The 26,786-nt window shown below is 64.3% G+C and carries 23 protein-coding genes and 3 tRNA genes; 12 read left to right on the forward strand and 14 right to left on the reverse strand.

The genetic code is table 11. From position 1 onward, the window contains the following. Nucleotides 1-80 precede the first annotated feature (80 nt). From ada to NAO55_RS08540, 3 genes are read left to right on the forward strand one after another with little or no spacing between them, the layout of a single operon-like run. On the forward strand, nucleotides 81-1,121 hold the full coding sequence (gene ada / locus NAO55_RS08530) for a bifunctional DNA-binding transcriptional regulator/O6-methylguanine-DNA methyltransferase Ada (RefSeq protein ID WP_102838672.1): 1,041 nt from the start codon (nucleotides 81-83) through the stop codon (nucleotides 1,119-1,121). A 49-nt stretch (nucleotides 1,122-1,170) separates the two neighbouring features. Next, a complete protein-coding gene (locus NAO55_RS08535) occupies nucleotides 1,171-1,413 on the forward strand; it encodes a hypothetical protein (RefSeq protein ID WP_102838673.1) in 243 nt (80 codons plus the stop codon). Nucleotides 1,414-1,464: 51 nt separating this feature from the next. Beyond that, nucleotides 1,465-2,244, forward strand: coding sequence for a TatD family hydrolase (locus NAO55_RS08540; RefSeq protein ID WP_102838674.1), 780 nt, complete (start codon nucleotides 1,465-1,467; stop codon nucleotides 2,242-2,244). Between the two features lie 9 nt (nucleotides 2,245-2,253). On the opposite strand, the gene NAO55_RS08545 is transcribed toward NAO55_RS08540, so the two are convergent. The 4 genes from NAO55_RS08545 to nfi all read right to left on the reverse strand — a co-directional run bounded on the left by NAO55_RS08545 (nucleotide 2,254) and on the right by nfi (nucleotide 6,785). Further along, nucleotides 2,254-4,284 carry a methyl-accepting chemotaxis protein gene (locus NAO55_RS08545; protein ID WP_102838675.1) on the reverse strand — a complete coding sequence of 677 codons (2,031 nt, stop codon included), beginning with the start codon at nucleotides 4,282-4,284 and terminating at the stop codon, nucleotides 2,254-2,256. A gap of 266 nt (nucleotides 4,285-4,550) precedes the next feature. Further along, complete coding sequence (gene ampE, locus NAO55_RS08550) at nucleotides 4,551-5,387, reverse strand: regulatory signaling modulator protein AmpE (protein ID WP_102838676.1); 837 nt, start codon at nucleotides 5,385-5,387, stop codon at nucleotides 4,551-4,553. A 15-nt stretch (nucleotides 5,388-5,402) separates the two neighbouring features. Continuing rightward, nucleotides 5,403-5,954, reverse strand: a complete 552-nt coding sequence (gene ampD, locus NAO55_RS08555) for a 1,6-anhydro-N-acetylmuramyl-L-alanine amidase AmpD (RefSeq protein ID WP_102838677.1) — start codon at nucleotides 5,952-5,954, stop codon at nucleotides 5,403-5,405. A gap of 102 nt (nucleotides 5,955-6,056) precedes the next feature. Then, nucleotides 6,057-6,785, reverse strand: coding sequence for a deoxyribonuclease V (nfi, locus tag NAO55_RS08560; protein WP_102838678.1), 729 nt, complete (start codon nucleotides 6,783-6,785; stop codon nucleotides 6,057-6,059). A 159-nt stretch (nucleotides 6,786-6,944) separates the two neighbouring features. On the opposite strand from nfi, the gene NAO55_RS08565 reads away from it, so the two are divergent. Further along, on the forward strand, nucleotides 6,945-7,934 hold the full coding sequence (locus NAO55_RS08565; RefSeq protein WP_102838679.1) for a GlxA family transcriptional regulator: 990 nt from the start codon (nucleotides 6,945-6,947) through the stop codon (nucleotides 7,932-7,934). Nucleotides 7,935-8,079: 145 nt separating this feature from the next. Here the strand turns inward: NAO55_RS08565 and zapE are convergent, their stop codons facing one another. The 3 genes from zapE to NAO55_RS08580 all read right to left on the reverse strand — a co-directional run bounded on the left by zapE (nucleotide 8,080) and on the right by NAO55_RS08580 (nucleotide 11,374). Continuing rightward, on the reverse strand, nucleotides 8,080-9,174 hold the full coding sequence (zapE, locus tag NAO55_RS08570; RefSeq protein ID WP_063541919.1) for a cell division protein ZapE: 1,095 nt from the start codon (nucleotides 9,172-9,174) through the stop codon (nucleotides 8,080-8,082). A gap of 163 nt (nucleotides 9,175-9,337) precedes the next feature. Beyond that, entirely contained in the window at nucleotides 9,338-10,696 is a 1,359-nt protein-coding gene (locus tag NAO55_RS08575; protein ID WP_013984065.1) for a tryptophan--tRNA ligase, read from the reverse strand. A gap of 51 nt (nucleotides 10,697-10,747) precedes the next feature. Beyond that, entirely contained in the window at nucleotides 10,748-11,374 is a 627-nt protein-coding gene (locus NAO55_RS08580; protein WP_043942266.1) for an alpha/beta hydrolase, read from the reverse strand. A 138-nt stretch (nucleotides 11,375-11,512) separates the two neighbouring features. On the opposite strand from NAO55_RS08580, the gene NAO55_RS08585 reads away from it, so the two are divergent. Continuing rightward, nucleotides 11,513-11,941 (forward strand): Z-ring associated ZapG family protein, encoded by a 429-nt coding sequence (locus tag NAO55_RS08585; RefSeq protein WP_063541913.1) that lies wholly within the window; start codon nucleotides 11,513-11,515, stop codon nucleotides 11,939-11,941. A gap of 41 nt (nucleotides 11,942-11,982) precedes the next feature. Here NAO55_RS08585 and nadC read toward each other — a convergent pair whose 3' ends face one another. Continuing rightward, a complete protein-coding gene (gene nadC / locus NAO55_RS08590) occupies nucleotides 11,983-12,831 on the reverse strand; it encodes a carboxylating nicotinate-nucleotide diphosphorylase (RefSeq protein WP_102838680.1) in 849 nt (282 codons plus the stop codon). A gap of 414 nt (nucleotides 12,832-13,245) precedes the next feature. Between nadC and NAO55_RS08595 the strand changes: the two genes are divergently transcribed. The 3 genes from NAO55_RS08595 to NAO55_RS08605 all read left to right on the forward strand — a co-directional run bounded on the left by NAO55_RS08595 (nucleotide 13,246) and on the right by NAO55_RS08605 (nucleotide 17,145). Continuing rightward, complete coding sequence (locus NAO55_RS08595; protein ID WP_102838681.1) at nucleotides 13,246-15,504, forward strand: DUF1631 domain-containing protein; 2,259 nt, start codon at nucleotides 13,246-13,248, stop codon at nucleotides 15,502-15,504. Nucleotides 15,505-15,625: 121 nt separating this feature from the next. After that, entirely contained in the window at nucleotides 15,626-15,799 is a 174-nt protein-coding gene (locus tag NAO55_RS08600) for a DUF3094 family protein (protein WP_073865939.1), read from the forward strand. A gap of 50 nt (nucleotides 15,800-15,849) precedes the next feature. Further along, nucleotides 15,850-17,145: an NAD(P)/FAD-dependent oxidoreductase gene (locus tag NAO55_RS08605; protein ID WP_102838682.1), complete on the forward strand. Its 1,296-nt coding sequence runs from the start codon at nucleotides 15,850-15,852 to the stop codon at nucleotides 17,143-17,145. 117 nt (nucleotides 17,146-17,262) lie between these two features. Here the strand turns inward: NAO55_RS08605 and NAO55_RS08610 are convergent. The 6 genes from NAO55_RS08610 to rluD form a co-directional block, all read right to left on the reverse strand. Continuing rightward, nucleotides 17,263-17,338 (reverse strand) — tRNA-Lys (locus tag NAO55_RS08610). A gap of 5 nt (nucleotides 17,339-17,343) precedes the next feature. Then, nucleotides 17,344-17,420 (reverse strand) — tRNA-Pro (locus tag NAO55_RS08615). Nucleotides 17,421-17,429: 9 nt separating this feature from the next. Next, nucleotides 17,430-17,505, reverse strand: a tRNA-Asn gene (locus NAO55_RS08620). Between the two features lie 186 nt (nucleotides 17,506-17,691). Beyond that, complete coding sequence (gene clpB, locus NAO55_RS08625) at nucleotides 17,692-20,256, reverse strand: ATP-dependent chaperone ClpB (RefSeq protein ID WP_020305930.1); 2,565 nt, start codon at nucleotides 20,254-20,256, stop codon at nucleotides 17,692-17,694. A gap of 172 nt (nucleotides 20,257-20,428) precedes the next feature. Then, nucleotides 20,429-21,166, reverse strand: a complete 738-nt coding sequence (pgeF, locus tag NAO55_RS08630; RefSeq protein ID WP_102838683.1) for a peptidoglycan editing factor PgeF — start codon at nucleotides 21,164-21,166, stop codon at nucleotides 20,429-20,431. Then, nucleotides 21,163-22,137: a 23S rRNA pseudouridine(1911/1915/1917) synthase RluD gene (gene rluD / locus NAO55_RS08635; protein WP_063541901.1), complete on the reverse strand. Its 975-nt coding sequence runs from the start codon at nucleotides 22,135-22,137 to the stop codon at nucleotides 21,163-21,165. The genes pgeF and rluD overlap by 4 nt, the downstream gene beginning before the upstream one ends. 203 nt (nucleotides 22,138-22,340) lie before the next feature. Between rluD and NAO55_RS08640 the strand changes: the two genes are divergently transcribed. The 4 genes from NAO55_RS08640 (at nucleotide 22,341) to NAO55_RS08655 (ending at nucleotide 26,734) form a co-directional block, all read left to right on the forward strand. After that, nucleotides 22,341-23,330, forward strand: coding sequence for an outer membrane protein assembly factor BamD (locus tag NAO55_RS08640; protein WP_102838684.1), 990 nt, complete (start codon nucleotides 22,341-22,343; stop codon nucleotides 23,328-23,330). Between the two features lie 120 nt (nucleotides 23,331-23,450). Further along, nucleotides 23,451-23,684 carry a PP0621 family protein gene (locus NAO55_RS08645; protein ID WP_102838685.1) on the forward strand — a complete coding sequence of 78 codons (234 nt, stop codon included), beginning with the start codon at nucleotides 23,451-23,453 and terminating at the stop codon, nucleotides 23,682-23,684. Beyond that, on the forward strand, nucleotides 23,674-25,269 hold the full coding sequence (locus NAO55_RS08650; protein WP_063541895.1) for a sensor histidine kinase: 1,596 nt from the start codon (nucleotides 23,674-23,676) through the stop codon (nucleotides 25,267-25,269). The genes NAO55_RS08645 and NAO55_RS08650 overlap by 11 nt, the downstream gene beginning before the upstream one ends. Before the next feature lie 127 nt (nucleotides 25,270-25,396). After that, nucleotides 25,397-26,734, forward strand: a complete 1,338-nt coding sequence (locus NAO55_RS08655; RefSeq protein ID WP_102838686.1) for a sigma-54-dependent transcriptional regulator — start codon at nucleotides 25,397-25,399, stop codon at nucleotides 26,732-26,734. Nucleotides 26,735-26,786 lie beyond the last annotated feature (52 nt).

Consider the following 26,786-nt stretch of genomic DNA (forward strand, 5'->3'; position numbering starts at 1 on the left):
CGAGTTTGAAAGCACGCTTTGGCTTGGCGCACAGCACGCGCAAAGCCGACAATCGGACCATCATCTCTTGGAGCACCGCCATGCTCGATGAAGACCGTTACTGGCAGGCGCTGTGCGAGCGCGACGCCGCCTTCGATGGGCGTTTCGTTTTCGCCGTGCGCTCGACCGGTATTTTCTGCCGCCCCAGCTGCCCGGCACGGCGCCCGGCGCGTGAACGGGTGGCGTTCTACGCCGATGGCGAAGCAGCGCGAGTCGCCGGCTTTCGCCCGTGTCGACGCTGTTCGCCGCTGGGGCCGAGTCCGAGCCAGCAGCTGGACGCGCTGGTCGTCGCCGCCTGCCGCCTGCTCGATGACGCCGTAACGCCGCTGACGCTGCCGCAGCTGGCCGCACGCATCGGTCTGTCACCGGCGCACCTGTCACGCGCGTTCAAGGCGCGCACCGGCCTGACGCCGCATGCCTGGGCCGCCGCGCGCCGGCGTGAACGCCTCGACGCCCAGCTGCCGAAAGCCGATTCGGTACTCGATGCCGCCCTTGCCGTCGGCTACTCCGGCACCCGTGGGCCCTATGCCGAGGCGCAGGCGCTGAGCCCGGCGCAGCGGCGTCGAAAGGGCGCTGGCGAAACCCTGCGTTACGCTATGGCCTCCTGCCCGCTCGGCCTGCTGCTGATCGCCGCCAGCGACAAGGGTCTCTGCGCGCTGTTGTTCGGCGATGACGAGGCCGCGCTGGAACAGGAGCTGCGCTCACGCTTCGCCGCCGCCACGCTGCAGCGCGATCAGGCCGGGCTGGGCAATTGGTTGCAGGCGATCATCGGCCAGCTGGAGGAACCGCAGCGCGCCGCCCAGCTGCCCCTCGACCTGCGCGGCACGGCCTTCCAGCAGCGCGTCTGGCAGGCGTTGCAGCAGATTCCAGCAGGCCAGACACGCCGCTACGGCGAGCTGGCTGCAAGCCTCGGCAGCCACGCCCGAGCGGTGGCGCGCGCCTGCGCCAGCAACCCGGTCGGCCTGCTGGTGCCCTGTCACCGCGTGGTTGGTAGCCAGAACGCGCTGACCGGCTACCGCTGGGGGCTGGCGCGCAAGGCGGCATTGCTCGAGCGCGAAGGGCAAGGCGAATCGGGAGCCTGAGCGGATTTCGGCGGTCGGATACTGCAGTACCGACCGCAGGAAGCCTGCCATGACCGAACTGAAGCGTTACCGCATCCACTACCGCATCAACGGCGAGCCCGCTTCGCTGCTGATGAGCTCGTTCGAACTGCCCAGCCTGGAACAGGCCGAACTGGAGATTCTCCTGCACCATGTCCGCGAGCCGCGCGCCGCGGTCGATGCGCCCTGGGAGAACCCGGTGCACCCCAGCGAAGCCAGCCGACTGAGCGAACTGGGCGTCAGCGATGTTCAGATCGAAGAGGAAAACCGCTGACGAGGCTGTAGCATTGCCGCCCGTTCACCGCCGACCGTACGGAGTCTGCTCGTGCAGCTGATCGACACCCACACCCATCTCGATTTCGATCCGTTCGATGAGGACCGCGCCGCGGTGATCGCCCGCAGCCAGGCCGGCGGCGTCGAGCGCATCGTGGTACTCGGCGTACATGCCGCCAACTGGCAACGGGTTTGGCAGCTGGCCGGTGAGGAGCCATCGATATATGCGGCGCTGGGCCTGCACCCGGTGTTCCTCGACGAACATCAGGACGCCCATGTCGAACAGCTGCGCGACTGGCTGGAGCGCTTGCGCGGCGAGCCGAAGCTCTGCGCCATCGGTGAGATCGGCCTGGATTACTACATCGACAATCCGGACGTCGAGCGCCAACAGCAGCTGCTCGAAGCGCAGCTGGCGCTGGCCGCGGAGTTCTCGTTGCCGGTGTTGCTGCACGTGCGTCGTGCCCATGCGCCGATGATCGCCACGCTCAAGCGCTACAGGCTCGAACGTGCCGGCGTCGTGCACGCGTTCAGCGGCAGCTGGGAAGAGGCACAGGAGTATCTGCGGCTGGGCTTCAGACTCGGCCTCGGCGGCGCCGGCACCTGGCCACAGGCACAGCGGATGCATCGGGTCCTGCGACAGCTGCCGCTGGAGGCTATCGTACTGGAAACCGATGCGCCGGACATCCCGCCGGCCGGGCATGCCGGCGAGCGCAACAGCCCGGAATTGCTGCCGGAAATCTGCCAACGCCTGGCCGACCTCAAGGGCATCGCCCCCGAAGCGCTGGCCGCGGCCAGCTATCGCAACAGCTGCGAGCTGTTCGGCTGGCGCTGAACCGCCCCGTCAGACGCGGAAGGCGGCGATCAGCTGCTGCAGCTGGCCGACCAGCTGGCTCAGTTCGCGGCTCGCCTGCTCGGTATGCCCGGCGCCTTCGGCGGTTCGCTGCCCGGCCTCGTTGATGGCGACGATGTTGCGATCGATGTCATGCGCCACCGCCGTCTGCTGCTCGGCAGCCGCGGCGATCTGCTGGTTCTGATCGACGATCAGCCCCACCGCGCCAAGGATATTCTCCAGCGCCTGCTCCACCTGTGCCGACTGCCCGACCGTTTCCTCGGCCAGGGCATGACTGGCATGCATGGTCTTCACCGCCGCACCGACGCCGTTCTGCAGGCGCGAGATCATCTGCTCGATTTCTGCGGTGGACTTCTGCGTGCGTTGCGCCAGGCCACGCACCTCGTCGGCGACCACGGCGAACCCGCGGCCCTGCTCGCCGGCCCGCGCCGCTTCGATCGCGGCATTGAGGGCCAGCAGGTTGGTCTGTTCGGCGATCGCCTTGATCACGTCAAGGACCTGGCTGATCGCCTTGCTGTCGCCAGCCAGCTGGTTGATCACCTCTACCGATTGTTCGATCTCACTGGCCAACCGCTGGATGCCGCCGACCTGCGCGACCACCAGGGAACGGCCGCTGACGGTTTCCTCGTTAACGCTCTGCGCGCTGCCGACTGCGGCCTCGGCGCTGGTGGCGACCGCCTGGGCGGTGGCCGACATCTCGTTCATCGCGGTGGCCACCTGTTCGATCTGGCCACGCTGTTCGGATACCGTCTGGTTGCTCTCGCCGGATACGCTCTCCACCCGCCCGGCCTGGCGCTCCACCTCGGCAACGGTATGGCCGACGCGCTCGATCAGTTCACGGATCTGCGCCACTGTAGTGTTGAACACCTGGCCCAGCTCGCCGAGCTCATCGCGGCTCTGTACCTGATAGCGCGCGGTCATGTCGCCGGCGGCGACCTTGTCCATGATCCTGCCGAGACTGTGCAACGAGGCGCGCGTCGAAGCGTAGAAGCCGGCATACAGGTAGGCCACCAGACACAACACCACCGCCAGGGCCGAGAGCAGCAGCGTCATCAGCAGGCGCTTCTGTTCCAACCGTTCGGCGAGTTCCACATCGAGAAATGTCAGGATGGCGTCGTTCAGCTCGTAGGTCTTGGCCATCTCGGCGCTGATGCGCTCGTAGAACTGTTCCCATGGCTGGTCCAGCGCGTCGGCCATGATCACCTCGTCCTGCAGGATGTCGCTGCTCGCCTGCAGGGACTCGCGGCTGGCCGTAGCGAAAGCGTCGAGCCGGGCTCGCGCGGCCTGGCTCGCGCCGAGAGCGTCCTGCAACTGTGCGGCGTACTGCGCCTGCTGCTTTTCCAGTTCCAGCACGAGGTTGTCCAGCGTATTGCTGGCATCGGAGTTCAGGTAGCCCTGGCCGAAGGTGTAGGAGCCCACCGCACGTCCTTCGCCGAGCGATGCGCTGATGGCCGGGGTTACCGTGGTCAGCAGCTCGGCCAGCTGACGCACCTCACGCTCGAGATCCTGGCTGAGGCCGGACTGACCGGCGACGAGCTTGATCATCACCTGCGACTGACCCAGCAGCGTCTCGGCCATGGCCGCCTTGGACTGCAGCGATTGCTCGGCCTGGGCAGCCCGCAGACCAGCCACCAGTTCGTCGCGCCGGGCATTGAATTCGGCCACTTGCTCGGGCGCATCGCCAACAGGGGCCAGCGCCTGCAGCTGCGCCGTCAGCTCGCTTTCGACACGGTTCAGACGCGTCTGCAACGCCTCGACATTGCCGGTCTGGCCGATGATCGACTCGATGTGCACGAGGTCTTTCCAATCCTCCATGCTGCGCCGCACCTGCAGTGTCGAGCCGAGCAGCTCGAGACTCTGCAACTCGTTGCGGGTACCGACATACGCTCGGTACGAATCGCGCACCAGGTAGTAGTTGCTCAGCAGCATGGGAACGAAGAACAAGACGCTGACCAGGCTGAACTTCATGCCGAAGCTCAGGCGGTTCATGAACGCGATGGCGGGATACAACAGGCTATTCACACGACGTCTCCCAATTTTATTGGTATTGGCTTGCACGCAATTGCAACGCGCAGCAGGGCTCGTCAGAGAGTGGCATCTGCCCGGGTTATACGGGATATCGGTAGGGGCTTTTGTAACTTAAGGTAATGGCCAAATCATGGCCAGCAGTTCTGTATTGGATAGGCACCCGGCGAGGCGTCTGGCTCAAGGGTTCCAGCGATTCGACAGGCAAACCTCATACAGCGGCGTTATGGAGGTCCATCAGCGCCGCCGCTGGCGGATAAGGCTCAGACAAGGATCGTCCAGACCGCGATCACCGCGTACCAGAACACGCGTGTGCGCACCAGCAACGCCGCGATCCCGTCGAGCCGCGCGATGCCCGCCTCACCCTCGGTCGCAGGCGGCAGATCGGCGGCCAGCGGACCGGCATCGGCCAGCAGGCGCCGGGCCGACACATCCCAGCTCAACAGCTCATGCAGCAGCGCCCGGTTGACCGCAACGAAGTTGCCGACCAGGGCGAAACTGCCGAGCAATACGCGTACCGGCAACCAGTCGAAGGCATGCCGCAGCTGCTCGGCCCGCTCGCGCAGCCCTTCGAGTTCGGCGTGCTCGGCGCACAGCGCCAGCAGCCGATAGGCCAGTGCCGCCATCGGCCCGAGCAGCAGGTACCAGAAGATCACCGCAAAGAAACCCTCGTAGCTGCGCCACAGCAGCCAGGTTTGTACTGCCGATAACAGGCTCGGCGGGTCCTGCGCTTGCAGGCCGGCGTCACGCTCCGCCGCCAGCGCAGCGGCCTCCTCATCACCACGACGCCAGGCATCGCGGAACGCGCCGAGTTCAGCCTTGGCATGGCCGCGGCCGAGGCTGTAGAGCAGCACCAGCAAGTGCAGTGGCAGGCTCAACCAGCCGTAGGCCAATGGTTCCAGTGCGACCAACAGCAGGCCAAGCAGCAGCACGGGAATCAATACCAGCAAGGCCAGCGCCAGCCAGGGAGCGCCGCGCAAGCGCGGGCTGGCCTCGGCCTGGCGCAGGCGCGCCAGCCAGGGGCGGTCGTACTGCAGCCGTGGTCGCCAATCGGAGAATTTCTCCACCAGCAGCACGAGCAGAATCACCAGAAAGCTCATCGCCGTTTCCTTTCGTCAGCAGGTAATTGAGGCGGCACGCAAGCGCTGCCAGTCGAAGGCCGGTCCGGGATCGGTCTTGCGCCCCGGCGCGATGTCGCTGTGGCCGCAAACCCGCTCGGGGGTAATCGCTGGAAACGCGCTTTGCAGTGCCCGGCACAATCCGATCAGCGCCTGGTATTGCGCCTCGCTGAACGGCTGGTCGTCGGTCCCCTCCAGCTCGATGCCGATGGAGAAATCGTTGCAGCCCTCGCGACCGTCGAAGCAGGCCACCCCGGCATGCCAGGCCCGGTCCAGACAGGAGACGAACTGGGTAATCGAGCCATCACGCTCGATGAGAAAATGTGCCGAGACCTGCAGTTCGGCGATTTCCTCGAAGAAGGGGTGTTCGTCGCGCTGTAGGCAGTTCTGGAAGAACTTTTGGACCCTGCCGGTACCGAACTGGCCTGGCGGCAGGCTGATGTTGTGGATCACCAGCAGCGAAATCTCGCCGGCTGGCCGCTGGTTGAAGTTGGGTGACGGGCAATGGTGGACGCCATGGCACCAGCCGGTGGCGGTATCCAGATGCATCGTGAAGGTCCATGCTGACGGCAGGTCCGCAGGCTAGCGCTTGCGAGACAGGCGCTGCAAGCGCTGCCGCTGTCACCGGCATTCGCCGTTACAAACCATTCGTTACCCGGCCGTACCGCCCAGGCGCCGTGCCGCGGCTTTCTCTTCGCGACGGGAGGCAAGGCGGTCGGCCAGCCGTGTCGGTTCCGGCAGGCGGTAGCGGGTCACGTAGCGCATGACCAGCTCCGGTGCCGTGGCGATGCTGATCCGGTTGCCCGGCGAGACGATCAATGGGCGCACCTTGTCCTTGCTGCGCAGCACACAGCCAATCACCTCGCCGGTCTTCTTGTCGCGCAGCGCTACCCGGGCGCCGCGCTGCAGGTCGAGTTCGTGGTGTTCACCGGTGAGCAGCTTCTTCGCTACACCGATGGTCGGCAGCCCGGTTACCACGCCCAGGTGAGCAGCGATGCCCAGGCGCCGCGGATGGGCGATACCGTGCCCGTCGGAGAAGATCAGGTCGGGAACCGCCGGCAGCTCAGCCAACGCCTGCAGCACCGCCGGCAACTCGCGGAACGACAGCAGGCCGGGCACATAGGGCATGTTGGTCGGGATTCGCGCCAGGCTGCTGCCGACCAGCTCCAGTGTCTCGGCATCCAGCAGCACCGCCGCCGCCCGGGTGATGCTGCCGCCGTCCTCGAAGCCGACATCCACCCCGGCGATCAGGCGCAGCGCTGGGAAATCGTCCTGCAGCCGCACCTGCGCGGCCAGCGTCAGTTGCAGCGCTCGCGCCGCGGCCGGGCTGCCGTCCCAATCGCCAAAAGGATTCGCTGGAAAGTGGCTGGATTCGTTCATGCATGGCTCCATCGGTTTCTGCGTTTCGACGTGCTGTCGAACCCGGGGTTCAGCCGTCTCGACTCTTCGAGGGCTGGACAACACGGCACAAAACTAGGACGCTCCAGCCGCAAGACGGCAGTTTCGCCTTGTTCAGCCGCAACAATAATTAGAACGCTCATGCCCAACCTCGCCTCGATACAGCACATCAGCATACTGGCCACCGAAGGGGTTTTCGCCTCGACGCTCATGCAGGCCAAGGACTTCTTTCACATGGCCAGCCTGCGCTACGGCCGACAGCTCGGGATGGATCTGACGCCGGCGTTCGAAACTCGCCTGGTCAGCCCCGGCGGCCAGGCGGTGAGCACGTTCAGCGGAACCTCCATCGCGGTGGATGCCGCGCTGGACGCTGCCGACATGGTCATTCTGCCGGCGTTCTGGGGCGACTTCGACGCGCTCTGCGCACGGTACCCCGAAGTTGCGCCCTGGTTACGCGAACGGCACGCCGCCGGCGCAGTTATCTGCGGTGAAGCCACAGGGGCGTTCTGGATGGCTCAGGCGGGACTGCTGGATGGCCGGGAAGCGACCACCCATTGGCGCTTCGCAAACGAGTTCGTCGAGCGGTTTCCGGACGTACAGTTCAGCGCCGACAAGCATCTGACCGACAGCGACAACCTGTACTGCGCCGGTGGCACGACATCGGCCTGCGACCTCTACATGTATCTGGTGGAACGCTTCTGCGGTGCGCAGGTGGCGCAGGGCATGGCGCGTGATGTGCTGTTCGAGTTGCAGCGTAGCTACAGCCCCGGCCGGCTGGGCTTCGGCGGGCAGAAACTGCATCTGGATACCCGCATCCTGCAGATCCAGGAATGGCTGGAGACCAACTACGCGGAGAAATTTCGCTTCGAAGACGTGGCCCGCCAGCACGGCATGAGCATTCGCAACTTCATGCGGCGCTTTCAGGCCGCCACCGGCGACAAGCCGCTGCATTACCTGCAACGCCTGCGCATCGAGACGGCCAAGAGCCTGCTCGCCACAACCGGCAAGAGCATCAAGACGATCAGCTATGAAGTGGGCTACGACGATGCCAGCTTCTTCGCCCGGCTGTTCCGCCAGCACACGGAGCTATCGCCGAACCACTATCGGCAGAAGTACCGGCCGGCATCCTAGGGCAAACAGGGAAACAGCCATGGCGTGCTGAAGCGGGCAGCCGACTGCAGCGCGCGGCCTGGCAGGGAGACCGCTCCGACAACAGCGCAGTAATCGTGCGGGCGCCACCGGCCGCGAAGAACGGGTCTTCGCGACCGGTTCACGGTCAGGGCTTGTGCGGACGCGCCAGATACTCGTGGGACTGCATCTCCAGCAGCCGGCTCAGGGTGCGCTGGAATTCGAACTCCAGGCGGCCGCCGGTGTAGAGATCCTTCAGTTCCACTTCGGCGGAAATGATGAGCTTGACGTTGCGGTCGTAGAACTCGTCCACCAGGTTGATGAAGCGACGCGCCATGTCATCCTTGGCGACGTTCATCTGCTCGACGTTGGCCAGCAGGATGGCGCCGAAGATCTTGCCCAGCTCGATGTAGTCGTTCTGGCTGCGCGGTCCGTCGCAGAGCTCGCGGAACTCGAACCAGGCCACGTCGTTGCCGGTCTTCACCGCGCGGATTTCACGGTTTTCGATCATCAGTGCGTCGTTGTTCACGACCCGGCAGTTCTCCGGCAGCAGGCTCTTGAAGCTGCGTTCCAGGCTCTGTTCGGCCTCGGCATCGAGGGGGAAGTGGAACAGCTCGGCCTGCTCCAGCGCACGCAGGCGGTAGTCGATGCCGCTGTCGACGTTGACGATCTCGGTGTGCTTCTTCAGCAGGTCGATCGCCGGCAGGAAGCGCGCGCGCTGCAGACCGTCCTTGTACAGGCCGTCCGGCACGATGTTGGACGTCGCCACCAGGCTCACGCCGTTCTTGAACAGCTCGTCGAGCAGCGTGGCGAGGATCATCGCGTCGGTGATATCGGAGACGAAGAACTCGTCGAAGCAGATCACCCGGGCCTCGTCGGCGAAGCGCTTGCCGATGATGGTCAGCGGGTTCTTCTCGCCCTTGAGGGTCTTCATTTCCTCGTGCACGCGTTTCATGAAGCGGTGGAAGTGCGTGCGCATCTTCTGCTCGAAGGGCAGCGCGTCGAAGAAGGTATCCACCAGGTAGGTCTTGCCGCGGCCGACGCCGCCCCAGAAGTAGATGCCCTTGATGGGGCCCTGCTGCTTCTTGCCGAACAGCTTGCCGAGCAGGCCGCTCTTGTTGCGATCGTCGGCGACCAGGTCGTCGTACAGACGCTGCAGGTGACGCACCGCGTTTTCCTGGGCGGCATCGTGGAAGAAGTCAGGACGTTTCAGGTCGGCCTGATAGCGCTCAAGAGGAGTCATGGCGGAGTCTGGGTAGTGAAACGGGGCCGACACTTTAGCGGCGCCCTCGGTGGTTGGCAATTTACTCAGGTCGTTCAAGCGTCAGCCCTCCTGGGACAGCCGTACTTGGAAATCACCGCGTCGCCGAGCGCACCCATCGGCTGCGCCCGGCCTGCCAGCAGCGTTACTCGACAAGCGTGGCCAGCGCCTCGCGCACCCGCAACATGGCGGCGTCGAGCGCTTCGGCGCTCTCGTAGTGCGGGCTGTCGGCGATGCATTCGTCGTCCAGCCACAGGGTGAATTGATCGCCTTCGTCCTCGCGAAGTTCCAGGGCGTCGGGCCCGCCGGCGATCAGGCGCTGGGTCAGGCTGCCGATGGCCTTCGGATTGCTCAGCGGGCGGGACAGCAGCAGTTCCTCGCCGTCGGCGGCGAAGAAGCGGAAACGGAAGGCGCCATCGGCCTCGCGGAAGCTGGCAAAACGAGCGGTCTTGCTGGACTTCTTCTTGGTCGGCGCCGCGCTTTTCACTTCGCTGCTGAAGTTGCGCAGCCCCACCGCCTCGCGCAACTCGCCGAGGAATGGTGTGGCAATCCGGCGTGCCTTGGCCGCTCCCGCCTGCAGAATGTCTTCCAGCTCGGCCGGCTTGGCGATGAGCTGGTGATACAGCTCGCGCGCCTGGCCCAGTTCGTTGTCGAGCAGCTCGAACAGACGTTGCTTGGCATCGCCCCAGGCCAGGCCATCGAGCAGCTCCTGGCGGAAGTCAGCCTGCTGCTGCGCGGTGGCAAAGGCCTGGTAAAGCGTGAACAGGTGGGAGTTGTCCGGATCCTTCGGTTCGCCCGGCAGGCGCGAGTCGGTGACGATGCGTGCGATCGCTGCCTTCAGCTCCTTGGCACTGCCAAACAGCGGGATGGTGTTGTCGTAACTCTTGGACATCTTGCGCCCATCGAGCCCGGGCAGCGTGGCGACGCTCTCCTCGATCACCGCTTCGGGCAGGGTGAAGAACTCGCGGCCGTTGCCGAACAGATGATTGAAGCGCTGGGCAATGTCACGGGCCATTTCCACATGCTGGATCTGGTCGCGCCCCACCGGCACCTTGTGCGCGTTGAACATCAGGATGTCCGCCGCCATCAGCACCGGATAGCTGTACAGGCCCATGGTGACTCCGGCATCCGGGTCTTCGCCGTTCTCCACGTTCTTGTCCACCGACGCCTTGTAGGCATGGGCGCGGTTGAGCAGGCCCTTGGCGGTGACGCAGGTCAGCAGCCAGGTCAGTTCGGGAATCTCAGGCACATCCGACTGGCGGTAGAAGGTCACGCGCTCGGCATCAAGGCCGCAGGCCAGCCAGGTCGCGGCGATTTCCAGACGCGAGCGCTGGATGCGTAGCGGATCGTCGCACTTGATCAGCGCATGGTAGTCCGCGAGGAAGTAGAACGAATCGGCGGCCGCGTCGCGGCTGGCGAGGATGGCCGGGCGGATCGCTCCGGCGTAGTTGCCCAGATGCGGCGTACCGGTAGTGGTGATACCGGTCAGGATGCGGGTAGTCATGCAGTCATTCTCGAATCGTTGCAGCGCGACGGAGGGGATTGGCACGCAGCATCAAAGCCGCGGGACGACCAGTTCCTTCAGCTCCACCAGCTTGCCGTGAAAAAAGTGGCCGCATTCTGCCACTTTCAGCAGCTCGTGGGGGTGCTGCAGCTGCGCAGAAAAGGCATACACGGACTCGGCATCGATCACCTCGTCCTGCTCCGGCTGGATGATCGTCAGCTGGCAATCTTCAGCCAACGACAGCGCCGCAAGACGCGACACCGCCGGAGCCACCATCATCAACCGCTGCACCGTCACGCCCTCGGCGTTCAATCGGCCGGCGAGATTGCCGGCAACGAACCCACCGAAGGAGAACCCCAGCAGCATCAGCGGCAGCTCGGGGTTCTGCTGGCGCAGCCAGCGCAGCGCGGCCTCGGCATCATCCACCTCACCCTCGACCATGTCATGCGCGCCGGCACTGCCGCCGACGCCCCGGTAATTGAAGCGCAGCGTGCTATAGCCGGCATCCCGCGCGGTGCGCTGCAGAGTCGAGACCACCTTGTTCAGCATGGTGCCGCCCTTGACCGGGTTCGGATGGCAGATCAGCGCCAGGCCGCGGGCCTGCGGCTGATCGAAATACAGCGCTTCCAGCACCCCGCAGGGGCCGTCGATAGACAGGGGCTCTTCGCGTTTCAACAAAACAGGAACTCCGTGACCTTGGGACGAGTCGACTCGTCTTGCTAACTAGCTGCCGATAACCGCCGCCTCGCGTTGCGGTATACAGAGCAGGTACGAGACGTTAACGTAAGCACAGCCGTTTATATAGAGGAAGGACTCGTGGAACAGACCCTCGCGACCTGGTTGCTCCCGATCGTCGGCCTGATCGCCGGCATCGCCATCGGTTATCTGGTGGCGCGCAGCAGCGCACCCAACCGCACACAGCGTCAGGTCGACGACCTGCAAGAGCGCTTCGACACCTATCAGAGCGAAGTGGTCACCCACTTCAACACCACTGCCAGCCTGCTGCGCAAGCTCACCCAGAACTACCAGGACATCCAGGAACACCTGTCCGACGGCGCCAACCGCCTGGCCCTCGACGAGCCGACCCGCCAGCGCCTGATGGCCGCGCTGCACGAGGAGAACCATGGTTCGCGCGAGCGGCTGTCCTCACCGGCCTTCACCGAACCGCCGAAGGACTATGCCCCCAAAGGCGACGATACCCCTGGCACTCTGCACGAAAACTTCGGCCTTAAGAGCCGTCACTGATCCATCGCCTGGCGCAGCCGCTGCGCCAGGCTCTCCCCCTCTTACTGACGCAAGCGCATCGACAGGTCCACCGCCTGTATATGCTTGGTCAGCGCGCCGATCGAGATGTAGTCGACGCCCGTCTCCGCAACACTGCGCAACGTGTCGTCACTGATGCCGCCCGATGCCTCGAGCTTGGCCCGGCCCGCCGTGATCGCCACAGCCGTGCGCATGTCATCGAGCGTCAGCTCGTCGAGCATGACGATATCCGCGCCCGCATCCAGCGCCTGCTCGAGCTCTTCGAGGCTTTCCACTTCGATCTCCACCGGCTTGCCCGGCGCGATGCGATGCGCAGCGGCCACCGCTTCGGCGATCCCGCCACAGGCAGCAATGTGGTTTTCCTTGATCAGAAAGGCGTCGTACAGGCCGATCCGGTGGTTGTGGCAGCCGCCGCAGGTAACCGCGTACTTCTGCGCCAGGCGCAGCCCCGGAATGGTCTTGCGCGTATCCAGCAAGCGAACGCCGGTGCCCTCGACCATGTCGGCGTAGTGCCGGCAACGGCTGGCCACCCCAGAGAGCATCTGCAGAAAGTTCAGCGCGCTACGCTCGCCGGTCAGCAGCGCCCGTGCCGGCCCTTCGAGGTGGAAAAGGACCTTATCCGCCCCCACCCTGTCCCCGTCGGCAACCTGCCAGTGGACCGCGACACGCGGGTCCACCTGACGGAACACGGCATCGACCCAGGCGGTTCCGCTGATCACCGCATCCTCGCGGGTTATCACCGAGGCATGAGCCAGGCGCTCAGCAGGGATCAACTGGGCAGTAATGTCACCACTGCCGACATCTTCGGCGAGCGCGCGGCGTGCGTTGGCGTCGATTTCCGCCGACAGATCGGCAAGCGTGAGATTGGGCATGACGGGCTCCTCTGAATTGCCGGATTATAAAGACTCGGACCGCTGCACAGCGACAAGCGCACCCTCGATGACCGCCCCTCATCGAGCTTTCCTTACCTCCTGGCGGAAAAGCCGCGAGTATCTGTGAGCCAGATCATGTCCAACAAAATACCGGCCTTGGCATCGGCCTTAGATGCTTATAATGCCCCTGAAAATTGACGTCACGTAAATGGCGACATCCAGCTGACGGGACGTCGTTGTAAAACCGAAGCGCTCGGCTATGCTGCGGCTGGAATCCGGCTCGATACAAAAGTCTGCCCTAATGCGGGCTCACCGGTACCTTCGCCTTGCCCTGCCAACCTGGTTACCTTTATAAGACGCTGCTCAACATCTGGCGTGTGACCGCCTCAAACAGGCGACCGCAGGAGAGTCTCGATGCGAACCGATGCGAAAGTGGTGCACCTGAACAAGGCCGCCCCTGAGCACAAGCCTTCCTCGCCAGCCGGCCGCCTGCCGGTGGCGCTCATCAGCGTGCGCGACAAGGCCGCCCAGCAGCTGCGCCAGGCTCTGCAATCGCTGTTCGACAATGCCGACGACTCGCTCTTCGAAATTGCCGATCGCGCGACCAGCAACTCCGAACAGAACGCTTTCTTCGAGGCCATGCGCGACCTGCGCATGAAGCGCCGCAACATCGAGCGCGGCTTCCTGCAGCAGCTGTTCGAGGCTTTCTCCAAGCTGAACCAGTACGAGATCGGCAAGCCACCGGCGCCGGAAACCGTCTCCTTCGACAGCCTGTCGCTGGTACAGAATGACGAGCTGGAGGAGTCGGTCGCCGTCGACACCATGGTAGCGAAGGTCATGAGCCGGGCAGCGCAGCCGCTAGGCCATCTGACCACCCGCATGAATGCGCTGATCAGCAAGAAGCTCGACGACAAGAGCAACCCGCTCGGCCCGCACGCGCTTTGCGACTACTTCATCGAGGCGAGCAGCAGCCTGGGCGTCGAAATCAAGGTCAAGCTGATCATCTTCAAGCTATTCGAAAAATACGTACTCGGCGATCTCGACCAGCTCTACGCAGAAGCCAACCAGACACTGGTGGCAGCCGGTATCCTGCCCGAACTCCAATCGGCTCTGCCGCGACGCCAGCCGCGGCCAGGCGTCCCGGCCGGCAGCCATGCACCGGCCGCCCCGTCCGGACAGGCTGTCCAGGTCGACGAGGGCCTGCAGGAGGCCGCGTTCAGCGCCCTGCACAATCTACTTTCCGAGCTGCGTGGCAGCAGCATGCTGCCGGCTCGCAACGTTCCCAGCGATGCCATCCCGATCTCCAGCAGTGATCTGCTTCGCCTGCTGTCGCATATGCAGGCCCGCGCACCACAGACGGTCGATGATTTCGATCTGCAGGAGCAGCTCGGCAGCCTGCTGAGCCGGGTAAGCGCCAAGACCGGAAAATCGCGCGTGGTCGGCGAGATCGATGACGATGTCATCAACCTCGTCTCCATGCTCTTCGAGTTCATTCTCGACGATCGAACCCTGCCGGATTCGCTCAAGGCACTGATTGGCCGCCTGCAGATCCCGCTGCTGAAGGTCGCGGTACTGGACAAGACATTCTTCAGCCGCGGCAGCCACCCGGCACGCCGCCTGCTCAACGAGATCGCTTCGGCAGCGATGGGCTGGGGCGACCAGGACGAAGCCCAGCGCGACAGCCTGTATCAGAAGATCGAGCAGATCGTGGCTCGCCTGCTCAACGATTTCGTCGACGATCCAGCGATCTTCTCCGAGTTGCTGGCCGACTTCCTGGCATTCGTGGGCGACGAGCGCCGCCGCAGCGAGCTACTCGAGCAGCGCACCCGTGACGCTGAGGAAGGCCGCGCCAAGGCGGAGATTGCACGCCAGGAAGTGGAGTACGCGCTGAACCAGCGCCTGCTCGGCAAGACGCTTCCGGAAGTCGTGGTACGCCTGCTGCAAGAGGCCTGGAGCAAGGTGCTGCTGCTCACCTGCCTGAAGCATGGCACCCAGTCCGAGGAATGGCAGGCAGCGTTGGACACCATGGACGATCTGGTCTGGAGCGTGACCCCACACGAGGACGATGAGTCGCGGGCACGCCTGCTGGAACTGGTCCCCAGCCTTCTCAAGGCCTTGCGCGAGGGCCTGGTTAGCGCAGCATTCGACCCGTTCTCCACCGGAGACTTCTTCACCCAGCTCGAAGCGCTGCATGTCCAGACCCTACAGCGCATCCAGCAGCCGCAGCCTTCCCCGGACAACGCCGGGGCGGCGAGTGATGTTCCAGCGGAGCCTGCCGCGGCCGCGGTCGAAGACCGCGCACCGGCCATGGTCGAGGTGGTCGATGAGATCGTTCTGCTGGCACCTGGCGAAAGCCGCGAGCAGGAGCCCGAGGTCAGCCTTCCGGACAACGATGAAGCGCTGATCAAGGTCGACAATCTTCGGGTCGGCAGCTGGGTCGAGTTCCAGGAGGACGAAGAGCACAAGCTGCGCTGCAAGCTGGCCGCGGTGATCAAGCCCACCGGCAAGTACATCTTCGTCAACCGTACTGGCATGAAGGTCCTGGAAAAGACCCGCATGGGGCTGGCGAGCGAGTTTCAGCGCGGCGCCATTCGCCTGCTCAATGACACCCTGCTCTTCGACCGCGCCCTCGAATCGGTTATCGGCAACCTGCGCAAGCTGAAGAACACCTGATCGTTCCAACGGGCATGCCGCCCGGCATGCCTGCGATCCCTCCGCGCGGCAAAGCGCCGCACTTCGCGCTTGGCTTTTGACCCTGCACAGCTAGAATGCCTGCATTCTATTCGAGGTGCCCATGCCCAGCCGCCTTAACCCCGAAGACCAGCAGCGCGTCGATGACTACCTCCGCGCACCGCAGCATCAGGTCGAACGCCGGCCGTTTCGCCCCTGGCTCCTGTTGCTCGTCGTGCTGGCCATCGTAATAGGCCTTGGGCTGTTGAGCCGCCTCCTGAGTCGCCTGGTGCTTTGAGCACACACCGGCGCACCGCCCCGATTTCCTTGCAGCTATGAGTCATTCCCATGTCACATCGAATCGTAATCGTCGGCGGCGGTGCCGGCGGGCTAGAGCTTGCTACCCGCCTGGGCAGGACCCTGGGCAAGCGCGGCAAAGCCCGGGTCACCCTGGTCGACGCGAATCTCACCCACATCTGGAAGCCGCTGCTGCATGAAGTGGCAGCCGGCTCGCTGAACTCATCGGCCGACGAGCTCAACTATGTGGCGCAAGCCAAGTGGAATCACTTCGAATTCCAGATGGGTCGCATGGCCGGTCTGGATCGCGCAAACAAGTGCATTCGCCTGGAAGCCACGCGCGACGAATTCGGCGTGGAGTTGGTGCCCTCGCGCGCACTGAACTACGACACCCTGGTGATCGCGGTCGGCAGCACGACCAATGATTTCGGCACGCCGGGGGCCGCGGAGCACTGCATCTTCCTCGATACCCGCGAACAGGCCGAGCGCTTCCACCGTCAGTTGCTCAGCCACTACATGAAGGCGCATGCCGGCGAAAGCGGGCCGCGCGGCATCAACATGGCAATCGTCGGCGCCGGCGCCACCGGCGTCGAACTCGCCGCCGAGTTGCTGCATGCGGCCAAGGAACTGGCCGCCTACGGCCTCGATGGAATCAAGCCGGAAGACGTGAAGATCACCCTGATCGAGGCCGGACCGAAAGTTCTGCCGGCGCTGCCCGAGCGGATCAGCCAGCCCGTGCACCAGACGCTGCTGGACCTGGGCGTCACGGTGCTTACCGGCGCAGCGGTCAGCGAAGTCACCGCCGACGGCCTGCACACCAAGCAGGGCGAGTTCGTTCCAGCCAGCCTGAAGGTGTGGGCAGCCGGCATCAAGGCACCGGCCTTCCTGCACGAGCTCGATGGCCTGGAAACCAACCGCATCAATCAGCTGGTGGTCGACCCGACCCTGCAGAGCACCCGCGACGAGAACATCTTCGCCTTTGGCGACTGCGCCGCCTGCCCGCAGCCGGACAGCGACCGCAATGTGCCGCCTCGCGCGCAGGCGGCTCACCAGCAGGCTTCAATGCTGGCGCGATCGATCCGCAATCGACTGGAAGGCAAGCCGCTACCGAGCTACCGCTACAAGGATTACGGTTCGCTGATATCGCTCTCGACCTTCTCGGCCGTGGGCAATCTGATGGGCAATCTGACGGGCAACGTCATGCTCGAGGGCTGGCTGGCAAGGATGTTCTACATCTCGCTGTACCGCATGCACCAGATCGCGCTGTACGGTATGCCTCGTACGCTGCTGATGATGCTGGGCGACAAGCTCAGCCGCAGTACCGAACCTCGTCTGAAACTCCATTGACGCATTGATGGCGCACCCGCGTGGTGCGCCATCTGGCGAGCTTTAAACTGCAGGCAATAAAAAAGCCGGATGCCCGTGCGGACATCCAGCTTTTCATGCTTGCCAGGCAAGCTCGTATGGTGGGTCGTGTAGGATTCGAACCTACGACCAATTGGTTAAAAGCCAACTGCTCTACCAACTGAGCTAACGACCCAAAAATGGTCGGGGTAGGGGGATTCGAACTCCCGACATCCTGCTCCCAAAGCAGGCGCGCTACCGGACTGCGCTATACCCCGATTGGAATTTGGCTCCGCGACCTGGACTCGAACCAGGGACCCAATGATTAACAGTCATTTGCTCTACCGACTGAGCTATCGCGGAACAACTACATTCCAGCTCCTTGGCGTTACGTTCCCGCCTCAGAGGCGCGCCATTTTACGGTTCCATACCCAGCTGTCAACCCTAAAAATGCGATTCATGACAACAGTTTGCGTCCGGCTAGCGGGCGCGATCGGCTGAGTGGACAACCGCATGGCATTCGCGATGCCATGCGGATTGCCCTTGGCCTCAATCGAAGACGATCTGCTCGCCCTCTACCCGCGCCTTGACGCTGCTGCCCGGAGCGAACTGCCCGGCCAGGATCTGCTGCGCCAGCGGGTTCTCGATCCAGCGCTGAATGGCGCGCTTGAGCGGCCGCGCGCCGTAAACCGGGTCGTAGCCGACGGCGATCAGCTTGTCCATCGCCTCCTGGCTCAGTTCCAGGCTCAGCTCGCGCTCGGCCAGACGCTTGCGCAACCGGCCCAACTGGATCTCGGCAATGCCGGCGATCTGCTCGCGACCGAGCGGATCGAATACCACCACCTCGTCGATACGGTTGATGAACTCCGGACGGAAATGGTGCGCCACCGCATCCATCACCGCGGCCCGCTGCGCATCGGGATCGCCGACCAGCTCCTGGATCTGCGCCGAGCCCAGGTTCGAGGTCATCACGATCACGGTGTTCTTGAAGTCCACGGTCCGCCCATGGCTGTCGGTCAGACGACCATCCTCGAGTACCTGCAGCAGCACGTTGAACACGTCCGGATGGGCCTTCTCCACCTCGTCCATCAGCACCACGGAATAGGGCTTGCGACGCACCGCTTCGGTCAGGTAGCCGCCCTCCTCGTAGCCGACGTAGCCCGGCGGTGCTCCGATCAGGCGCGCGACCGAATGTTTCTCCATGAACTCGGACATGTCGATGCGGATCATCGCCTCCTCGGTATCGAAGAGGAATTCGGCCAGCGCCTTGCACAGCTCGGTCTTGCCTACCCCGGTCGGACCGAGGAAGAGGAAGGAGCCGCTCGGCCGGTTCGGGTCAGCCAATCCGGCGCGCGAGCGGCGCACGGCGTTGGCCACCGCCACAACCGCCTCGTGCTGGCCGATGACACGGGTGTGCAGCATGTCTTCCATGCGCAGCAGCTTGTCGCGCTCGCCTTCGAGCATCTTCGACACAGGAATGCCGGTCCACTTGGAGACCACCTCGGCGATCTCCTCGTCGGTCACCTTGTTGCGCAGCAGCTGGTTTTCCTTCTTGCCGTGCTGGTCGACCATTTCCAGGCTGCGCTCGAGGTCTGGGATGATGCCGTACTGCAGCTCGGCCATGCGCGCCAGGTCGCCCTTGCGCCGCGCCGCCTCGAGGTCGGCCTTGGCCTGCTCGATCTTCTGCTGGATCTGCGCGGAGCCCTGGACCTCAGCCTTTTCCGACTTCCAGATCTCCTCCAGATCCGAGTATTCCTTCTCCAGCTTGGCGATATCGTCCTCGAGCTTGGCCAGGCGCTTCTTGGTGGCCTCGTCGTCCTCCTTCTTCAGCGCCTCGCGCTCGATCTTCAGCTGGATCAGCCGGCGGTCGAGACGATCCAGCTCTTCCGGCTTGGAATCGATCTCCATGCGGATGCGGCTGGCGGCCTCGTCGATCAGGTCGATGGCCTTGTCCGGCAGCTGACGATCCGTGATGTAGCGATGGCTGAGCTTGGCCGCGGCGATGATGGCGCCATCGGTGATGGTCACGCCGTGGTGCACCTCGTAGCGCTCCTTGAGGCCGCGCAGGATGGCAATGGTGTCCTCCTCGCTCGGCTCGTCCACCAGAACCTTCTGGAAGCGGCGCTCCAGCGCGGCATCCTTCTCGATGTACTGACGATACTCGTCGAGGGTGGTGGCGCCGACACAGTGCAACTCACCCCGGGCAAGAGCGGGCTTGAGCATGTTGCCGGCATCCATGGCGCCCTCGGCCTTGCCGGCACCGACCATCGTGTGCAGCTCGTCGATGAACAGGATGACTCGGCCTTCCTGCTTGGACAGCTCGTTGAGCACGGCCTTGAGACGCTCCTCGAACTCGCCGCGGAACTTGGCACCGGCGATCAGCGAGCCCATGTCCAGCGCCAGCAGACGCTTGTCCTTCAGGCCATCCGGCACCTCGCCATTGACGATGCGCTGGGCCAGCCCTTCGACGATGGCGGTCTTGCCGACACCGGGCTCGCCGATCAGCACCGGGTTGTTCTTGGTGCGCCGTTGCAGGACCTGAATGGTGCGGCGGATCTCGTCGTCACGGCCGATCACCGGATCGAGCTTGCCCTCCTCGGCACGCTTGGTCATGTCGACGGTGTACTTGTCCAGCGCCTGACGCGACTCCTCGGCATTGGGGTCGTTGACCGCCGCGCCACCGCGCAGGTTGCTGATGGCGTTCTCCAGGGCCTTCTTGCTCACGCCCTGGGCCAGCAGCAGCTTGCCCAAACGGGTGTTGTTGTCCAGCGCGGCAAGCAGTACCAGTTCGCTGGAGATGTACTGGTCGCCCTTCTGCTGGGCGAGGCGATCGGCCTGGTTGAGCAGACGCGCCAGATCCTGCGACAGGTTCATGTCACCGGTGGGGTTCTGCAGCTTGGGCAGCTGGTCCAGCTCCTTGGTCAGGGCCTGGCGCAGCGCGTTGATGTCGAAGCCGACCTGCATCAACAAGGGCTTGATCGAACCGCCCTGCTGCTCCAGCAGGGCCTGCATCAGGTGCAACGGCTCGATGGAGGGGTGATCCAGGCCAACGGCAATGGATTGGGCATCGGAGAGCGCAAGCTGAAGCTTGCTGGTCAATCGATCGATACGCATGGATGTTCATCCTCAGGTAAAGCGGGCCGGCACCATGAATCGCGCCTTACAAATAGCCCGCGAGATGGAGCATAGATGAGGATGATTGTTGGAGATTCAAGGCGGATGACATTGATGCAGGTCATGCCGGGACCGCGGAGTCACGCCCCCTGTCGAACCACCAAGCGCAGGCTTAAGGCTCCAGCCAGATCAGGCTGGCGAAGCGCCCCGTGCGTGAGGCGCGACGATAGGAATAGAAACGCGGATCGCTGAAGGTGCACAAGCCACCGCCATAGACGGCTTCGACTCCGACCGCGGCCAGGCGAATGCGCGCGAGCTGATACAGATCGGCCATGAAGCGCCCCTCGTTGCGGCTCGGCAGGAATGCCACCGCAGCCGCGGGATGCTGCGCGATGAATGCCTCGCGCACCTCGACGCCCACTTCGAAGGCAGCGGGCCCGATCGCCGGCCCCAGCCAGACCAGTACCTCTTCAGGGCGAAGCGCCAGCGCCTCGAGTGTTGCTTCCAGCACGCCACCAGCCAGCCCGCGCCAGCCCGCGTGCGCCGCCGCGACACGACTGGCGGCGCGGTCGCAGAACAGCACCGGCAGACAGTCTGCGGTGAGCACCGCGCACGCCTCGCCAGGCGCCTCGCTCCAGCTGGCATCGGCGGTGGCGCAAGCACCAGGCGCAGCCCTGACCGCCACGCTGGAATGCACCTGCTCCAGCCAGAGCGGCTGACAGCCCAGCGCATCGCGCAGGTGCTGGCGATTCCAGGCCACCGCCGCCGGGTCATCGCCGACATGATCGCCGAGATTGAAACTGTCGAACGGCGCCGCGCTGACGCCACCCTGGCGCGTCGTCACGCAGGCGCGAACGCGGGCCGGTGCCGGCCAGTCAGGCAGCAGCCAATCCGCGTTCCAGCTGGTCACCCGACGAAGGCCTCGCGATCCTGCTGCAGCAGCGTCAGCAGCCAGACGAAGTCGTCCGGCAATGGCGACTCCCACTTCATGCGCTGCCCGGTTACCGGATGATCCAGCTCGAGGAAACGGGCATGCAGCGCCTGCCGCGGGAACTCGCGCAGCGTCTGCACCAGCGTCGGATTGGCCGCCGGCGGAATACGGAAACGCCCGGCGTACAGCGGATCGCCAACCAGCGGATAGCCGAGGTGGGTCATGTGCACACGAATCTGGTGGGTGCGTCCGGTTTCCAGCTTGACCCGCACATGAGTGTGCGAACGGAAGCGCTCAAGTACGCGATAGTGACTGATCGCCGGCTTGCCCCCCTCCACCACCGCCATGCGCTGGCGCTGCTGGCCGTGACGACCTATCGGCGCATCGACCGTGCCGCCGGTGATGATCACGCCGATGACGATGGCCTCGTAGATTCGACTCACACTGCGCGCCTGCAGCTGCTCAACCAGTCGGGTCTGTGCCTGCAGCGTCTTGGCCACCACCATCAGCCCGGTGGTGTCCTTGTCCAGACGATGCACGATGCCGGCGCGCGGCACGTTGATCAGATCTGGCACGTGATGCAGCAGCGCATTGAGCAGCGTGCCGTCGGCATGCCCGGCTGCGGGGTGCACCACCAGCCCGGCCGGCTTGTCGATCACCAGAATTTGGTCGTCTTCATAGACGATGTCGAGCGGAATGTCCTGCGCCACCCATTCGCCCTGCGCCTGCTGTTCGGCGCTCAGCTCGAGCACCGCACCGGCATGCACGGTGTCGCGGGGGCGCAGCACGGCGCCATCCACCGTCAGCAGGCCGTCCTTGATCCAGGCCGCAAGGCGTGAACGCGAATGTTCGGAAAAGAGCTGCGCCGCGACCTGATCGAGACGTTGTCCGCCCAGGTCGAACGGCACCTCGGCGCGGAGTTGGATGGCCTGTTTGGAGATCGTGGACATACGGCGAGATAGATTCGTCAGAGAGAGGCGAGCGGCATCCGCTGCTGATGGATGCCTGGGGACCGCCGATGGCGGCGCGGCCTTTGGTTTCGGCTACACGCTTGTGTTTAAATACGGCGTCTTTGTCCCGGCGCACCGGGGCGCCCATCATAACAGGACGGCTCCGCGCGAGACAGCCAGCCGTCACAGGGACGCAAGCCGCCATGCAAGTGAAACACCTGCTGCTGATCGCCATTTTCGCCCTTACCGCCGCCTGTTCATCCAACGAAACCGTCGACGAAAACCTGGGCGAGGTCGAGCTGTACCAGCAAGCACAGGCCGACCTGGACAACAAGAGCTATACCAGCGCAATCAGCAAGCTCAAGGCGTTGGAGTCGCGCTATCCCTTCGGCCGCTTCGCCGAGCAGGCACAGCTCGAGCTTATCTACGCCTACTACCGCAACGTCGAGCCGGAGGCCGCGCGCTCGGCAGCAGAGCGCTTCATCCGCCTGCACCCGCAGCATCCGAATGTGGATTACGCCTACTACCTCAAGGGCCTGGCCTCATTCGATCAGGATCGTGGCCTGCTAGCCCGCTTCCTGCCGCTGGACATGACCAAGCGCGACCCAGGTGCTGCGCGTGATTCGTTCAACGAGTTCGCCCAGCTCACCAGCCGCTACCCCAACAGTCGCTACTCCCCCGACGCTAAGGCGCGCATGGTCTATCTGCGCAACCTGCTGGCGGCCAATGAAATCCATGTCGCGCATTACTACCTCAAGCGTCAGGCTTATGTAGCGGCGGCCAACCGCGGCCGCTACGTAGTGGAGAACTTCCAGGGGACGCCCGCGGTGGCCGACGGCCTGGCAGTGATGACCGAGGCGTACCAGCGCCTGGGCCTGGATGACCTCGCCGAGTCCAGCCTGAAAACCCTGCAACTTAATTACCCCGATCACGCCACTCTGGAAGACGGCAAGTTCACTCCCGTCGAGCGCGAAGAAGACACTCGCAGCTGGCTGAGCAAGGCCACACTCGGCCTGATCGAAGGCGAAGCGCCGCGCCCCGACACTTCCCGCGCCAACCGCGACGTGTTGCGCCAGTACGAGAACGCCGCACGTGACCTGCCCGATGAGCTGCGTCCCGTGCTCAAGGAAGTGGAGCAGCAGGAGCCGAAGCGCTCCTGGCGGAGCCGCCTGACTTTCGGCCTGTTCGACTGACTGGACTGACCTGGCGCCGCCCCGACGAGCCCCGCGCACGTCACCGGCGGCGCAAAGGGCCTGGATCGGCCCTGGCTCGAACGATCGCCGGTCGTCACGCTTAAAGGGGAAGGAAACGATATGGGGCTGTTTCGACTGCTGTTCTGGATCGCACTGATCGCCGCCGCCTTCTGGCTCTGGCGGCGCCTGACCCAGAAGAAGGCATCCACCACACAGCAACAGGGCAGCCTGCCAATGGTCCGCTGCGCCCAGTGCGGCGTGCACGTACCGCAGGATCAGGCGCTGCAGTCCCAGGGACGCTGGTACTGCAGCCAGGCCCACCTGGAGCAGGACAGCACGCCTGGTGGGCACTGAGAACCTCGCTTTTCTCGGCGATCAGGGGCGACGCATCCTCCGCCTGTATCACCTCTATCGCCTGACAATCGGCCTGGCACTGGTGCTGCTGATAAGCAGTGACCTGCACAACGACCTGCTGCAGATGAGCAATCCGCAGCTGTTCCAGTACGGTGCCTGGCTTTATCTGATCCTGAACATCGTGGTCGCCGTGCTGGTGCAGAACCCTGCGCGTGACCTGCCTGTGCTCGGCCTGGCACTGATGGACGTGATCCTGCTGTCCGGCCTGTTCTATTTCGGTGGAGGCACGCCGAGTGGAATCGGCAATCTGCTGATCATTGCCGTCGCCATCGCCAACATCCTGCTGCGCGGGCGCATCGGGTTCTTCGTTGCCGCCGTGGCAGCGATTGGCCTGATCTACCTGACCTTCTATCTCAGCATCAGCCGGCCTGAAGCCAGCAGTCAGTATGTCCAGGCCGCCGCGCTCGGCACCCTCTGTTTCGCTGCCGCGTTTCTCGTGCAAGGCCTCACGCGGCGCCTGCAGGCGAGCGAAAATCTGGCACGCCAGCGCGCCGAGGACGTCGCCAACCTCGAAGCACTCAACGCGCTTATCCTGCAGCGCATGCGCACCGGCATCATGGTGCTGGGCCCCCAGGAACGCGTGCTGCTGGCCAACCAGGGCGCGCTGCAGCTACTCGGCCAGGACGAGTCGCTGACCGGCGAGCGTCTTGCCCCGCGCTGCCCGGAGTTGCTCAAAGCCCTGCAACAATGGCGCGGCAATCCCACCCTGCGCCCGCAGAATCTCAAGGCAACGCCGGGGGGCCCGACGCTCCAGCCGAGCTTCGCCGCCCTGCAACACGGCAACAAGCTCGACACCCTGGTCTTTCTCGAGGACATCTCGCAGATCGCGCAGAAAGCGCAGCAGCTCAAGCTCGCATCTCTCGGACGACTCACCGCCAGCATTGCCCACGAGATACGCAACCCGCTGGGCGCCATCAGCCATGCCGCACAGCTGCTTCAGGAGTCCGAGGAGCTGGACGGCCCGGACCGCCGCCTGGCGCAGATCATTCAGGACCACTCTCGGCGCATGAACCTGGTCATCGAGAACGTCCTGCAACTCTCGCGACGCCGACAGGCCGAGCCACAGTTGCTGGACCTCAAGTACTGGCTGCATCGCTTCGCGAGCGAGTTCCGCCAAGGCCTGACCCCACAACAGACGGTGCATGTGGAAACGATCGGCAGTTCGCTGCAGACCCGCATGGACCCCAATCAGCTGACCCAGGTGCTGACCAACCTGGTGCAGAACGGCCTGCGCTACAGTGGGCAGCAGCATTCGCAGGCGCAGGTCTGGCTGCGACTTTTCCGCGACGAGCAGAGCGATCTGCCGATCGTCGAGGTGCTCGATGACGGTCCCGGCATTGCTGCCGACCAACTGCACAACGTGTTCGAGCCGTTCTTCACCACCGAGAGCAAGGGCACCGGCCTGGGGCTTTACATCTCGCGAGAACTTTGCGAAAGCAATCAGGCTCGACTGGATTATCGCGAACGGCCCGAAGGCGGTAGCTGCTTCCGCATCGTCTTCGCCCACCCGCGTAAGCTGAGTTGAGCTCGCCGCTTGCCGGCAGCGCATCACACATCGACCAAAGCGACAGCCACGGCGACCCTCGCGGGGTTAACATGCTGCCCTGCCCCTTAGCCGGGGGATACCCGCTTCACGAATCAAGAGCAAGACCATGACCGCGCGCCAGAAAGCACTGATCATCGATGACGAGCCCGATATCCGCGAGTTGCTGGAGATCACCCTCGGGCGCATGAAGCTCGATACCCGCAGCGCCCGCAACCTCAAGGAAGCGCGCGAGTGCCTGGCACGCGAGCACTATGATCTGTGCCTGACCGACATGCGCCTGCCCGACGGCAGCGGCTTGGATCTGGTGCAGTACATCCAGCAGCAGCATCCACAACTGCCGGTCGCGATGATCACCGCCTATGGCAGTCTCGACACAGCCATTGGCGCCCTGAAGGCCGGCGCTTTCGATTTTCTGACCAAGCCTGTGGACCTCAACCGCCTTCGCGAACTCGTCAGCACCGCCTTACGGCTGCGCGCACCGGCGGCCGAATCGCCAGTGGACAATCGCCTGCTCGGCAGTTCGCCGCCGATGAAGGTCCTGCGCAAGCAGATCGGCAAGCTCGCCCGCAGCCAGGCACCGGTCTATATCAGCGGCGAATCGGGCAGCGGCAAGGAACTGGTGGCCCGCCTGATCCACGAACAGGGCCCACGCAGCGACAAGCCCTTCGTCCCGGTCAACTGCGGCGCGATCCCTTCGGAACTGATGGAAAGCGAATTCTTCGGCCACAAGAAGGGCAGCTTCAGTGGCGCCATCGAGGACAAACCCGGACTGTTCCAGGCGGCCAATGGCGGCACGCTGTTCCTCGACGAAGTGGCCGACCTGCCGCTGCCGATGCAGGTCAAGCTGCTGCGCGCCATCCAGGAAAAGGCCGTACGCGCGGTCGGCGGTGCGCAGGAAGTAATGGTAGACGTCCGCATCCTCTGTGCCACCCACAAGGATCTGGCCAGCGAAGTGGCCGCAGGCCGCTTCCGCCAGGACCTGTATTACCGACTGAACGTCATCGAACTGCGTGTGCCGCCACTACGCGAGCGCCGTGAAGACATCGGCCTGCTCGCCGATGCCATGCTGCGCCGGCTGGCACAGGAATGCGGCGACAGCAGTGCCCGGCTGCATCCTGATGCCCTGGCGAAGCTGGAAAACTATCGTTTCCCGGGCAACGTGCGCGAACTGGAGAACATGCTCGAGCGGGCTTACACGCTCTGTGAAGACGACGAGATCAAGGCCGGCGACCTGCGTCTAGCCGACAGCCCGGGTCTGTCGGAGAACGGCGAAGCCAGTCTGGCGCAGATCGCTAACCTGGAAGACCACCTGGAAGAGATCGAGCGCAAGCTGATCATGCAGGCCCTTGAGGAAACCCGCTGGAACCGCACCGCGGCAGCCCAGCGGCTTGGCCTGACCTTCCGCTCGATGCGCTACCGGCTGAAAAAGCTCGGCCTGGATTGAACCCAAGCCCAAGTCAGCGTCGAATCAGTCAGACACGACGCTCACCTGAAGC

Source organism: Stutzerimonas frequens (genome assembly GCF_024448335.1).
Classification (GTDB): domain Bacteria; phylum Pseudomonadota; class Gammaproteobacteria; order Pseudomonadales; family Pseudomonadaceae; genus Stutzerimonas; species Stutzerimonas frequens.